This is a genomic window from Morganella morganii, from assembly GCF_019242955.1.
GTDB lineage: Bacteria > Pseudomonadota > Gammaproteobacteria > Enterobacterales > Enterobacteriaceae > Morganella > Morganella sibonii.
In genome coordinates this window covers 1,282,093-1,295,301 of the sequence record NZ_CP066129.1, presented here as the reverse complement: position 1 = coordinate 1,295,301, position 13,209 = coordinate 1,282,093, and the positions used below count along the sequence as shown (strand labels likewise).

Here is a 13,209-nt window from a genome sequence, read left to right as displayed (position 1 = left end):
GCTGAGGGTAGCTCAGCGTTGAAACTGTATGCATAAACAGGAGTGTACCTGATTTATCCCGTTTTGCACATGACGCAGGAAACAAATTAACGGGTCTTGATGACCAGACGGTTACTTTGTTTGACCTCTTCCATCACCACATAGGTGCGGGTGTCATTCACGCCCGGCAGACGCAGAAGAGTTTCACCCAGCAGTTTGCGGTAAGCGGACATGTCCGGCACACGAGTTTTCAACAGGTAGTCAAAATCACCGGAAACCAGGTGACATTCCTGAATCTCTTCCAGCTTCTGAACTGCAGTGTTGAATTGCTCAAAGACATCCGGAGCGCCGCGGTTAAGGGTAATTTCCACGAATACCAGCAGGGATGCATCCAGATAGTGCGGATTCAGCAGTGCGGTATACCCGGTGATAAAGCCCTGACGCTCTAAACGACGGACACGTTCCAGACACGGAGTCGGTGACAGACCCACACGTTTGGAGAGTTCGACGTTAGAGATACGGCCATCTTTCTGCAATTCGTTAAGAATATTCCTGTCGATTCTGTCAAGATCTTTACCCGGACGCTTTTTGTTATCAATCATCTCGTTATCTCTCTTATTTACTATTTTCCCACACCCATAACACTTCCCTTACCTGACAGAACAAAATCAGCATCGGAAAACATGTTTTCAGGCTAATCTTTGCATTTCTGATTATAAGAATACGCAACCGGCGCCAGTTTACCGGAACATTCAGATTATTATCGCTGTAGTCGTAAGCTGAAATTACCACGCTTCGTCATCAGGACAAACACATCGCCGGTGTAACAGGATGTATTAACCTGACGGATAAAAATCTCTTACACTGATGTTTTCGCAAATGCGCAGCCGATTGTCAAAGCAAATGAACAAAAATCAGAACAACCTGTTGAAGAAAATGGCAGAAAAACGTTTCGCTGACAAATACAGCGTGCTTTTGGTGTGATATTCAAACAACTTAGGAATCTTCTGAATAATCATTTTTTCGTACAATAACCTGAAAACCGACTCATTTCCGGCTCATTTCGATTTTGTGCTCTGCCGTTTTTATTCCTTTTTTTAACCCCCCGTTTCTCCTACAATCCTGTACACGCTTTTTTGCCATTTTGTTAATGAGGTGTTCATGAACGCAACCCGACACAGTAAATTAATTATTCTGGGTTCCGGCCCTGCCGGATATACCGCTGCCGTTTATGCGGCACGGGCGAATTTAAAACCGGTGCTGATTACCGGGGTTGAAGTCGGCGGCCAGTTAACCACCACCACTGATGTGGAAAACTGGCCGGGAGACCCGGAAGGTCTGACCGGACCGGGTCTGATGGAACGTATGCAGGCGCATGCTGAAAAATTTGAGACTGAAATCATCAACGATTACATCACGGAAGTGGATTTCAGCAAACGTCCGTTTACCCTGACCGGGGAAAATACCTACACCTGTGACGCACTGATTATCGCCACAGGCGCATCCGCCCGTTATATCGGCCTGCCGTCAGAAGACGCTTTCAAAGGCCGTGGTGTGTCTGCCTGCGCCACCTGTGACGGCTTTTTCTACCGTAACCAGAAAGTGGCGGTTGTCGGCGGCGGAAACACCGCTGTGGAAGAGGCGCTGTATCTCTCCAATATCGCGTCAGAAGTGCATCTGATCCACCGCCGTGACAGCTTCCGTGCGGAAAAAATCCTGATCAGCCGTCTGATGGACAAAGTGGAGAACGGAAATATCGTTCTGCATACTGACCGCACACTGGATGAAGTGCTCGGTGACCAGATGGGCGTGACCGCTGTCCGTCTGCGTGATACCCAAAGTGATGCAACGGAAGAGCTGCCGGTGATGGGCTGCTTTATCGCTATCGGCCACAGCCCGAATACCGGTATTTTTGAAGGACATCTGGATCTGGAAAACGGCTATATCCGTGTTCAGTCCGGCACACACGGCAATGCTACTCAGACATCTGTGCCGGGTGTGTTTGCCGCCGGTGACGTGATGGATCATGTCTACCGCCAGGCGATTACCTCCGCGGGAACCGGGTGCATGGCCGCACTGGATGCCGAGCGCTATCTTGACAGCCTCGCTGACAAATAATCCTGCATTATCAGGGCGCTATATCTGTAGCGCCTTTTCGTGTACCATGGCATTATCCTGCTGATTTCAGCCAAATTTTTACTTATCACCTGCATACAGAAAAAATGGATAAATCAAGACAGTCAGAACTCGTCCGCTGGTTAAAGCATCAGGCGGCACCGGCACGGCGATGGTTGCGCCTCTCGATGTTGCTGGGTGTACTCAGCGGTTTACTGATTATCGGCCAGGCCTGGTGCCTCGCTGTTCTCCTTCAGTCCCTCATCATGGAGCATACGCCCCGCGAACAGCTCCTCACTCCGTTCACTGTACTAATCATACTGTTTATTGCCCGCGCAGTTGTCGCTGCGATCCGCGAACGGGTCGGGTTTATCTGCGGGCAGGTGGTAAGACGTGAGATCCGCCGTACTGTGCTGGATAAACTGGAACAACTCGGCCCGGTCCGGGTAAAAGGCAAACCGGCAGGCAGCTGGGCGACCATTATTCTCGAACAGATTGACGATATGCAGGATTACTATTCCCGCTATCTGCCGCAGATGACGCTGTCCGCCATCATTCCGCTGATGATTCTGATCACCCTGTTCCCGATCAACTGGGTTGCAGCGCTGATTCTGCTGGTAACGGCACCGCTGATCCCCGTCTTTATGGCACTGGTCGGCTTAGGGGCCGCCGATGCCAACCGCCGTAACTTCCTGGCACTGAGCCGTCTGAGCGGCGATTTTCTCGACCGTCTGCGCGGGCTGGAAACCATCCGCTTTTTCCACCGCGGCCGTGAGGAAGTGAAACAGATTGATGACGCTACCGAAGATTTCCGTTCGCGCACCATGGAAGTGCTGCGCATGGCGTTCCTTTCCTCCGCCGTACTGGAGTTTTTCGCGGCGATTTCGATTGCGGTGGTCGCGGTCTATTTTGGTTTCTCCTATCTCGGCGAACTGAATTTCGGCAGTTACGGCGTGGGCGTCACGCTGTTTGCCGGGTTTATCGCCCTGATCCTGGCGCCGGAGTTTTTCCAGCCGCTGCGCGACCTCGGCACCTACTACCACGCCAAAGCACAGGCCGTCGGAGCCGCGGAATCGCTGGTAACCCTGTTATCTGCGGAGAATAATGCGGATGAATTACCGGGCACCGAACCGCTGGCACCGGCAGAGCAGATTTCTGTCACGGCAACCGATCTGGTGATTTTTGCCCCGTCCGGGGAAAAACTGGCCGGGCCGCTGACCTTCACCCTGAATGCCGGGCAGCGTATCGCGCTTGTCGGCCAGAGTGGTGCAGGAAAAAGCTCACTACTCAATCTGCTGCTCGGTTTTCTGCCGTATGAAGGCAGTATCCGGATTAATCAGCAGGAACTGCGTGACATCCGCCCGGAAAGCTGGCGGGCGCAACTGAGCTGGGTGGGACAAAACCCGCATCTGCCGGAACAAACCATTCTGGACAATATCCGCCTGAGCCGTCCGGATGCCGCTCAGGAAGAAATCAATGCGGTGATGGAAAAAGCCTATGTGACCGACTTTATCGGTTCCCTGCCTGACGGTGTGAATACCGTGGTCGGGGATAATGCCGCCCGGCTCTCTGTCGGCCAGGCGCAACGGATTGCCGTGGCGCGTGCCCTGCTCAATCCGTGTCATCTGCTGCTGCTGGATGAGCCGTCCGCCAGCCTGGACGCGCACAGTGAGGAGCGTGTGATGCATGCCCTGAATGATGCCGCCCGTCAGCAGACAACCCTGCTGGTGACGCATCTGCTGGAAGAGACCCGTGACTACGATGAAGTCTGGGTGATGGATAAAGGTCTGATTACTGAACAGGGAAGCTATGCCGCCCTGCAACAGCAGCAGGGTGCCTTTGCACAGCTGTTGTCACACCGGACGGGGGATCTGTAATTATGCGTGTTTTACTGCCGTTTTTAGCCCTCTACCGCCGCCACTGGTTCCTGCTGACGCTCGGGATACTGCTGGCGATTGCCACCCTGCTCGCCAGTATCGGCCTGCTGACGCTGTCCGGCTGGTTCCTGGCCGGAACGGCGATTGCCGGTGTGCCGGGGATTGCCTTTTTTAACTATATGCTGCCTGCCGCCGGGGTGCGCGGTGCGGCTATCTCCCGTACTGCCGGACGCTATGCGGAACGGCTGGTCAGCCACAATGCCACGTTCCGTGTGCTGAAACATCTGCGGGTGTTTGCCTTTGAAAAAATCCTGCCGCTGACACCGGGCGGCATCGCCCGATTCCGTCAGGGAGAATTGCTCAACCGGCTGGTCGGGGATGTGGAAACGCTGGATCATCTCTATCTGCGGGTCATTTCTCCGATTGTTGCCGCGCTGGTGGTGATTGCGGTCCTGACATTCGGACTGGGTTTTCTCGATCTGACTCTCGCATATGCACTGGGCGGGTTTATGACCTTCCTGCTGTTTGCCCTGCCGGTGGTGTTCTACTCTGCCGGTAAGCCAATAGGCATACAGCTGACAACACTGCGGGCGCAATACCGCACCCTGCTGACCAGTGCATTGCAGGGACAGGCTGAACTGACCATTTTTGGCGCGCAGTCCCGTTTCCGTGAGCAACTGGCAGAGACCGAACAGCGCTGGCTGATACAGCAGCAGCGCCAGGCCGGGCTGACAGGGCTTTCCCAGGCGGTGATTATTCTGGCAACCGGGTTTGCTGTTGCACTGATGCTGTGGATGGCCTCCGGGGTCAGCTGGCCGTACCGTGAGGGCGGAGCCATTATCGCTCTGTTTGTATTCTGTGCGCTGGCGGCATTTGAAGCATTAGGCCCGGTTGCGGTCGCGTTCCAGCATCTCGGCCAGGTAATGACCTCTGCTGAGCGCGTCTCGCAGATTGTTGACACCAAACCGGAAGTCACCTTCCCGGCCACCGGTCCGGCGGCATCCGCACAGGTCAGTGTCAGCCTCAGCGGCGTTGGTTTTACCTATCCGGGACAACCGCTGCCGGTGCTGAAAGATATCTCCCTGACTCTCCGCGCCGGGGAACATCTCGCTCTGCTCGGCAAAACCGGCTGCGGGAAATCCACCCTGTTGCAGTTGCTGACCCGTGCATGGGATGTCAGTGAGGGTGAAATCCGCCTGAATGACCAGCCGATTGCCGCTTATGATGAAAATACACTCCGGTCGCTGATGGCCGTCGTTCCGCAACGTATTCATGTGTTCAATAACACACTGCGCGGCAATCTGCGGATCGGGGATAATGAAGCAGCAGATGCGCAGCTGAATGCGGTACTGGCCCAGGTCGGACTGGAAAACCTGCTGGATAACGACCAGGGACTGAATGCCTGGATCGGTGAAGGCGGGCGTCTGCTCTCCGGCGGTGAGCAGCGTCGTCTCGGGATCGCCCGTGCCCTGCTCCACAATGCGCCGTTCCTGCTGCTCGATGAACCGACAGAAGGGCTTGATGCGGATACTGAGCAGCATATTCTCGCTCTGCTGCGGGAAATCGGCCGCGACCGGACGATGCTTATTATCACCCACCGTTTACAGGGCCTGGAACACATGGACACGCTGTGCGTGATGGATGGCGGGCAGATAGCCGAACAAGGCACTCACGACGCGCTGCTGGCGCGCAGAGGCCGTTATTATCAGTTTGTGAACCGTATGCCGGCCATGACCGGGGAATCAGATGCCATTCTATCAGCTGAATGAGGAACTTCTCTTTCCGCCGGTTGAGCACGCGCTGACCGATCCGGACGGATTGCTGGCCACCGGCGGGGATCTCTCCCCCGCCCGGTTGCTGCTGGCATACCGGGAAGGTATTTTTCCGTGGTATTCGCCCGGTGAGCCCATTTTGTGGTGGTCACCGGACCCGCGTGCGGTATTGTACCCGGAAGAGCTGCATGTCAGCCGTTCACTGCACAAAATTCTGAAAAAACACCCTTACCGGGTCACGCTCAATCATGCCTTTGACCAGGTCATCCGCGCCTGTACAGAGCGGGATGAAGGTACCTGGATAGGTGAGGATATTGTTGCCGCTTATATACGACTGCATCAGGCAGGACGTGCTCATTCCGCCGAAGTGTGGGATGATGACGCGCTGGTCGGCGGGCTGTATGGTCTGAACACCGGATCGCTGTTCTGCGGAGAGTCGATGTTCAGCCGTGTCAGCAACGGGTCAAAAATTGCTTTTATGACATTTTTCGCCCATTTTACCGGCCACGGCGGCGCGATGTTTGATTGTCAGATACTGAATCATTACACCGGATCACTGGGTGCGCGGGAGATCCCGCGGCAGACGTTTATCCGTCAGCTGTATCAGCTGCGCGATAATCATTTACCGCAGTCATGCTGGCAGCCGCAGACATTAGCACGTCCGGTGCCGTCACAACTGCCGCCTTTTTTATAAAATCGCTGCAAAGCAACAGGAAATGGTATGTTTCAGCCCGTTTTATGTTTCAGACACGGTGCTTAAAAAATATCATTCCTTTACATAATCCCGGTTTTTCGGCATTATCTTGCGGTTTGAAAATACTGGTTATTAACATTAGAGGATTAGATGGCCAAAGAAGACAATATTGAAATGCAAGGCACTGTGTTAGATACACTGCCGAACACGATGTTCCGTGTGGAACTGGAAAACGGACACGTTGTGACTGCACATATCTCCGGTAAAATGCGTAAAAACTATATCCGCATCCTGACAGGCGACAAGGTTACAGTAGAACTGACCCCATATGACCTGAGCAAAGGCCGTATCGTCTTCCGTAGCCGCTGATCCCTGCAGGCCACGCCTCATAAAAAGACACCACAGGCAACGCACCGAAGTGCGCGTCCTGTGGTGATCGTTTTTATGTCTGTACTGTTTGTCTCAGTACTGCTCTGCCATCAGGCTACCGGGTCACCGGATTTCTCTTTCAGGGCACTGAAACGGTAAGTCAGATCATCTTTCTTCTTATCAAGATCGATAATCACCGAACCGCCGTTCACCAGCTCACCGAACAGTAATTCGTTTGCCAGCGGTTTTTTCAGTTTATCCTGGATCACACGGGCCATCGGACGTGCGCCCATTGCCGGGTCATACCCTTTTTCTGCCAGCCATGAGCGGGCACGGGCAGACACTTCAATGGAAACGCCTTTCGCATCCAGCTGCGCCTGGAGTTCAACAATAAATTTGTCGACCACCTGGGCGATAATCGGCTGCGACAGTGCATTAAACCAGACAATGCCGTCCAGACGGTTACGGAACTCCGGTGTGAAGACCCGCTTGATTTCCGCCATCGCGTCAGTGCTGTTGTCCTGCTCGGTAAAGCCGATGGCTTTACGCTGGGTTTCACGCACACCGGCGTTGGTGGTCATCACCAGGATCACATTACGGAAATCCGCTTTGCGCCCGTTGTTGTCCGTCAGCGTCCCGTTATCCATCACCTGTAACAACAGGTTAAAGACATCCGGATGCGCTTTTTCGATTTCATCCAGCAGAACCACCGAATACGGATGCTTGATAACCGCATCTGTCAGCAGCCCGCCCTGATCAAACCCGACATATCCCGGAGGCGCACCAATCAGACGACTGACGGTATGACGCTCCATGTACTCGGACATATCAAAACGCAGCAGCTTGATCCCCATCGCTTTGGATAACTGTACGGTCACTTCAGTTTTACCGACCCCGGTCGGACCGGCCAGCAGGAACGCACCAATCGGTTTATGCTCGTTACCCAGCCCCGCACGGCTCATTTTGATGGATTCCGCCAGAGCATCAATCGCCGGGTCCTGGCCGAAGACCAGCATTTTCAGGCGGCTGTCGAGGTTGCGCAGCAGATCTTTATCACTGCTGGACACGGTTTTTTCCGGGATACGCGCAATCCGCGCCACAATCGCCTCGATTTCGCCGACACCGATGGTTTTCTTACGGCGGCTCAGCGGCATCAGACGGGTTCTTGCCCCGGCTTCATCGATAACATCAATCGCTTTATCCGGCAGATGGCGGTCAGTGATGTATTTCACTGATAAATCCACCGCCGCCTGAACGGCTTTCGCGGTGTAACGCACATCGTGGTGCGCTTCATATTTGGCTTTCAGACCGTTGATGATGCGTACGGTTTCATCAGCCGTCGGTTCGTTGATATCAATTTTCTGGAAACGGCGGGTCAGCGCTTTATCTTTATCAAAGATATTGCTGAATTCCTGATAAGTCGTGGAGCCTATCACCCGGATTTTCCCGTTGGATAATAACGGTTTAATCAGGTTAGCCGCATCCACCTGTCCGCCCGATGCCGCACCGGCACCAATGATGGTGTGGATCTCATCAATAAACAGGATGCTTTTTTCGTTTTTCTCCAGCACTTTCAGCAGCGCTTTAAAGCGTTTCTCGAAATCACCGCGGTATTTGGTACCTGCCAGCAGTGAGCCGATATCCAGAGAGAAAATGGTATAGCCTTTGATGACTTCCGGTACGTCATCCTGTTCGATACGCCAGGCGAGCCCTTCCGCAATCGCGGTTTTACCCACGCCGGACTCCCCGACAAACAGCGGGTTGTTCTTGCGGCGGCGGCACAGCACCTGAATCGTGCGCTCCAGCTCTGCCTGACGGCCGATCAGCGGATCAATCTGGCCTTTACGTGCCAGTTCGTTAAGGTTGGAGGTGAAGTTATCCAGGCTGTCCTCTCCGCTGCCGCTCTCTTCGGCGGCAGACTGGGACGGCTCATCAAAAGACGGGCCGCTGTCATTATCATCCTCACCTTTGGTGGTGCCGTGAGAGATGAAATTAACAATATCCAGACGACTGACATCATGCTTGCGCAGCAGATACGCCCCCTGGGACTCCTGCTCACTGAAGATGGCCACCAGCACATTTGCGCCGTTGACTTCATTACGGCCGGATGACTGGACATGGAAGACGGCGCGCTGCAAGACACGCTGGAAACTGAGTGTCGGCTGGGTTTCGCGATCGTCCCCTTCCGGCAGCAGCGGCGTGGTCTGTTCAATAAAATTTTCGAGTTCCTGACGCAGAACAGCCAGGTTAACACGGCAGGCTTCCAGCGCCTCACGGGCTGATTTGTTACCTAACAACGCCAGCAGCAGGTGCTCTACGGTCATAAATTCATGCCGGTTGTCCCTTGCTTTGGCAAAGGCGATATTCAGACTGAGCTCTAATTCTTGATTGAGCATAGGCACCTCCATTCTGAGAAATAAAGTGTATTCTTATACCTTCTCGAGTGTACACAGCAACGGATGATCGTTATCTTTCGCGTACGTATTGACCAATATTGTTTTCATTTCCGCAATTTCAGCGGTAAATACCCCGCAGATCCCTTTTCCCTGGTAATGGATGTCGAGCATAATCTGCGTCGCACGATCAACATTATAAGAAAAGAACTTTTGCAAAACTTCAACCACAAAGTCCATAGGGGTATAGTCGTCGTTGTTTAAAACCACCTTATACATTGAAGGCGGCTGTATCTTCTGCAGCTCTTTTTCCCTGAGCGTGACATCCGTTTGTGATTCAGATTGATAGTGACTCATTGCTATTCCGGTTATAGAAAACGTACGCCGCAGCAGGCGTATCAATACTCAGCGTTATTTTTATCAGACTTTACAGACCCATACTGTTTTGCCGTCAACAAAGGCTTGACGTCACCCTCTAATTCAATAGAGTATAAATAATGTACAAGGCAACCAGTATATCTGCGTAATACTGATACTTCATTATGAGTATTATGGATCATATGGCGCATTGTGCAGCATTTTTCAATCGTTTGACAGATGAGGGTGATAACAGTATGGAAACAGGTACTGTTAAGTGGTTCAACAACGCCAAGGGTTTCGGGTTTATCTGTCCGTCGGACGGTGGTGACGATATTTTTGTCCACTATTCGACGATACAGATGGACGGCTACCGCACGCTGAAAGCGGGTCAGAAAGTGAATTATGACACCATTCAGGGACCAAAAGGGCATCACGTCAGTGTGATTATTCCGGTTACTGAAGATGACGACACCGCAGCGCCGTAACGCTGTATTTTACAAATCATTGTATTTTACAAAATCATGTATTTTACAAAATTATGCGGATCGTCGCGGTAATGTCAATCGTCATTCCGCGACGTATTCGTATTTTCAGCCGGTGTGCGGCTATTCCCGCGCCAGTGCATCGATAGGATCAAGTTTGGCCGCATTCCTGGCCGGCAGGAAACCAAAGATAACCCCAATCGCGGTTGAACAAAGCACCGCACTGACAATCGCCGCAGGCCGGAAGACAAATTCCCAGTCCGGCAGTGCCATTTGAGCTGCAAAAGCAATGGAGTAAGAGAGTCCCAGGCCGATGGCGCCGCCCATCAGACACACCAGCACCGCCTCGATCAGAAACTGCTGCATCACATCCCCCGCCCGTGCACCGACCGCCATACGGATACCGATTTCGCGGGTACGCTCTGTCACGCTCACCAGCATGATATTCATCACGCCAATCCCCCCGACCACCAGTGAGATTACCGCCACCAGCGTCAGGAAAAGCTGCATCGTGGTTGTGGTTTTATCCACGGTTTTCACAATGCTGTCGAGGTTATACGTGAAGGTATCCTGTTTGCCGTGGCGCAGTGTCATCAGCCGGACCAGTTGCTCTTCCGTATTATTGGTGTTGTAACCGTCACGGATACGCACGGAGATCATATCCAGATAATTACGCTGCATCAGCCGCCCGGTCAGGGTGGTGTACGGCATCCAGACCTGTAAGGTTTGCGAGTTACCGAACATGGACTTGCGATCCGCAATCACGCCGACCACCGTTGCGGGCATATTACCCACCAGCAGCGTTTCCCCGACCACATTCTTCTGATGAGGAAAGAGTTTGCGTTTGGTATTCATGTCGATGATAACAACCTGAGAGCGGCGTTCATACATCTCAGGCGGGAATGCACGCCCTTCGCCGAAACGCATATCATACACCGTGAAAAAGTCCGGCCCGATCCCGGTGATGCGGGCCGCGGAGTCGATATTTCCGCGGCGCAGACGCGCATTACTCCCGATTTCCGCAGAAGCCGCATAGACATACGGCTGCCGGCGGATCACATCCACATCGCCGGGTTTGAGGGATTGCAGATCCTGTCCCGGATCACTGCCGAAGTCTTTGCCGGGATAGATAAAAATGGTGTTGGTGCCGATGGATTTGATATCAGACAGCACGAGGGCTTTGGCGGCATCACCAATCACCAGAATGGTCACCACGGAGGCAATCCCGATAATAATGCCCAGCATCGTGAGCAGTGTCCGCATCTTGTTGACGACCATCGCCCGCCACGCCATCAGCAGCGCTTCATTAAAGCGGCCGAAGAAACGGCTGAACGCACTGCTTTTCAGGCGGGGTTTTGCCGCCGGGGTTTTCGCCTGCGGATTGATTGCCGCCCCGCTGTCACTGAGAATATGCCCGTCTTTGATTTCAATGATCCGCGCGGCCTGTGCGGCAATGACCGGGTCATGGGTGACAATAATCACCGTATGCCCCTGCTCACAGAGCTGGTGGAGGATCGCCATCACTTCTTTGCCCGACTGGCTGTCGAGCGCGCCGGTCGGTTCATCCGCGAGGATCACTTCACCGCCGTTCATCAGCGCGCGGGCAATACTGACACGCTGCTGCTGCCCGCCGGAAAGCTGCCCCGGCCGGTAAATCAGCCGCTCACCCAGCCCCAGACGCTGCAACAGCTCTGCTGCCCGTTCGCGGCGCTCGCGGGCGCTCAGTCCGGCATAAATGGCCGGCATTTCCACATTCTGTTCCGCACTGAGGTGGGATAACAGATGATAGCGCTGGAAAATAAAGCCGAAATGCTCACGGCGCAGTGCCGCCAGCTCATCACCGCTCAGTTCTGCCGTGTTCTTTCCGGCGACAAAATACTGGCCGTCACTCGGCGTGTCCAGACAGCCGAGGATATTCATCAGCGTGGATTTCCCCGAGCCGGACTGACCGACAATCGCCACCATTTCACCGGCACTGATCGTCAGTGAGACATCATCCAGTACCGTGACACTGCTGTCACCGGAAGGATAACGGCGGTAAATATTCCGCAGTTCTAATAATGCGCTCATGAATTATCCTGCTGTGGTGTCATCAATGCCGGTCACCACTTTCTCATGCTCCGACAGACCTTTTACCACCTCAGCTTCCACATCATTACGGGTGCCGAGTGTCACCTGCCGGGTTTCCGGCTGACCATTCACCAGTACCTGTACTTCATATTCGGTCGGGGAAATCTCTTTACCCAGCGCCGCCAGCGGAATTTTCAGCACATTTTCGCGGTTTTCCAGTGCAATGGTCACCTGGGCAGTCATGTCCAGTTTCAGCACGTGCTGCGGATTGGGTACTTCAAAGCGCGCATAATAGAAAATGGCGTCATTAATTTTCTGCGGTTTCGGCAGGATATCGGTGATCACGCCGCTGAAGGATTTATCCGGCGCACCCAGTACACTGAACGTCGCTTTCTGGCCGGGTTTCAGATAAACCACATCCGCCTCGGAGACTTCCGCATTCACCAGCATCGTATCGAGATCCGCCAGGGAGAGAATGGTCGGCGCCTGCTGCATCGCGATCACCGTCTGCCCCTGTAATGTTTTCAGCTCTGTCACCACACCGTCCATCGGTGCACGGATATTGGTGTACTGCAAATCATTACGGGCGGTATCCAGAGTGGCCTGATTACGTGCCAGCTGGGCTTTACTGGTATCAATCGCCGCGCGCTGCACTTCCATATTGCGCCGTGCCTCATCCACATCCTGCTTTGAAATAACCTGTGTTTTTGACAGCGCCAGCCGCCGCTGATACGTCGCTTGTGCAAAAGCATACTCCGCCTCTGCCTGCTTCAGCCGTGCTCTGATTTCACTGACCGTCTGCTCCGCCTCAATCACCACGTTCTGTGCTTTGACCGGGTCGATAACGGCCAGCAGATCCCCCTTCTTAACAAAATCTCCCTCTTTGACATTCAGGGTCTGCAACTGTCCGTTAACCTGCGCCCCGACATCCACCTTCTGCAAGGCATCCAGTTTGCCGGTGGCCATCACTTTTTTTTTCCAGTGTCCCGCGCTGCACATCCTCCGTCATATAACTGACCGGTGCATCTTCACGGTTAAAAAACCAGAAACCGCCGGCGATCAGAATGATCAGAATGCCGGCGGTCAGTTTTTTTTTTC

Annotated in this window: 10 protein-coding genes and 1 pseudogene; 6 read left to right on the top strand and 5 right to left on the bottom strand. The window is 53.6% G+C overall.

The annotated features are described in order from the left end of the window. Window positions 1-86 precede the first annotated feature (86 nt). Window positions 87-581: a leucine-responsive transcriptional regulator Lrp gene (lrp, locus tag JC793_RS05920; protein ID WP_004235807.1), complete on the bottom strand. Its 495-nt coding sequence runs from the start codon at window positions 579-581 to the stop codon at window positions 87-89. A 559-nt stretch (window positions 582-1,140) separates the two neighbouring features. Between lrp and trxB the strand changes: the two genes are divergently transcribed. From trxB to infA, 5 genes are all read left to right on the top strand, one after another. Continuing rightward, on the top strand, window positions 1,141-2,097 hold the full coding sequence (trxB, locus tag JC793_RS05915; RefSeq protein WP_046893828.1) for a thioredoxin-disulfide reductase: 957 nt from the start codon (window positions 1,141-1,143) through the stop codon (window positions 2,095-2,097). A 104-nt stretch (window positions 2,098-2,201) separates the two neighbouring features. Beyond that, window positions 2,202-3,971 carry a heme ABC transporter permease/ATP-binding protein CydD gene (gene cydD, locus JC793_RS05910; protein WP_052926172.1) on the top strand — a complete coding sequence of 590 codons (1,770 nt, stop codon included), beginning with the start codon at window positions 2,202-2,204 and terminating at the stop codon, window positions 3,969-3,971. 2 nt (window positions 3,972-3,973) lie between these two features. Next, window positions 3,974-5,740 carry a heme ABC transporter ATP-binding protein/permease CydC gene (gene cydC / locus JC793_RS05905; RefSeq protein ID WP_218427799.1) on the top strand — a complete coding sequence of 589 codons (1,767 nt, stop codon included), beginning with the start codon at window positions 3,974-3,976 and terminating at the stop codon, window positions 5,738-5,740. Continuing rightward, window positions 5,718-6,437: a leucyl/phenylalanyl-tRNA--protein transferase gene (gene aat, locus JC793_RS05900; RefSeq protein ID WP_218427797.1), complete on the top strand. Its 720-nt coding sequence runs from the start codon at window positions 5,718-5,720 to the stop codon at window positions 6,435-6,437. The genes cydC and aat overlap by 23 nt, the downstream gene beginning before the upstream one ends. Before the next feature lie 150 nt (window positions 6,438-6,587). Continuing rightward, window positions 6,588-6,806 carry a translation initiation factor IF-1 gene (infA, locus tag JC793_RS05895; RefSeq protein ID WP_002211347.1) on the top strand — a complete coding sequence of 73 codons (219 nt, stop codon included), beginning with the start codon at window positions 6,588-6,590 and terminating at the stop codon, window positions 6,804-6,806. A gap of 110 nt (window positions 6,807-6,916) precedes the next feature. Here infA and clpA read toward each other — a convergent pair whose 3' ends face one another. Further along, window positions 6,917-9,202, bottom strand: coding sequence for an ATP-dependent Clp protease ATP-binding subunit ClpA (clpA, locus tag JC793_RS05890; protein WP_166707312.1), 2,286 nt, complete (start codon window positions 9,200-9,202; stop codon window positions 6,917-6,919). Between the two features lie 33 nt (window positions 9,203-9,235). After that, window positions 9,236-9,556 carry an ATP-dependent Clp protease adapter ClpS gene (gene clpS / locus JC793_RS05885; protein WP_046893824.1) on the bottom strand — a complete coding sequence of 107 codons (321 nt, stop codon included), beginning with the start codon at window positions 9,554-9,556 and terminating at the stop codon, window positions 9,236-9,238. A 257-nt stretch (window positions 9,557-9,813) separates the two neighbouring features. Here clpS and cspD point away from each other — a divergent pair, with 257 nt between their 5' ends. Beyond that, window positions 9,814-10,044, top strand: a complete 231-nt coding sequence (gene cspD / locus JC793_RS05880; protein WP_046893902.1) for a cold shock domain-containing protein CspD — start codon at window positions 9,814-9,816, stop codon at window positions 10,042-10,044. Window positions 10,045-10,164: 120 nt separating this feature from the next. On the opposite strand, the gene macB is transcribed toward cspD, so the two are convergent. Together macB and macA are read right to left on the bottom strand one after the other, a co-directional pair. Beyond that, on the bottom strand, window positions 10,165-12,111 hold the full coding sequence (macB, locus tag JC793_RS05875) for a macrolide ABC transporter ATP-binding protein/permease MacB (RefSeq protein ID WP_166707311.1): 1,947 nt from the start codon (window positions 12,109-12,111) through the stop codon (window positions 10,165-10,167). Between the two features lie 3 nt (window positions 12,112-12,114). Continuing rightward, a pseudogene (gene macA / locus JC793_RS05870) lies at window positions 12,115-13,198 on the bottom strand (macrolide transporter subunit MacA). Window positions 13,199-13,209 lie beyond the last annotated feature (11 nt).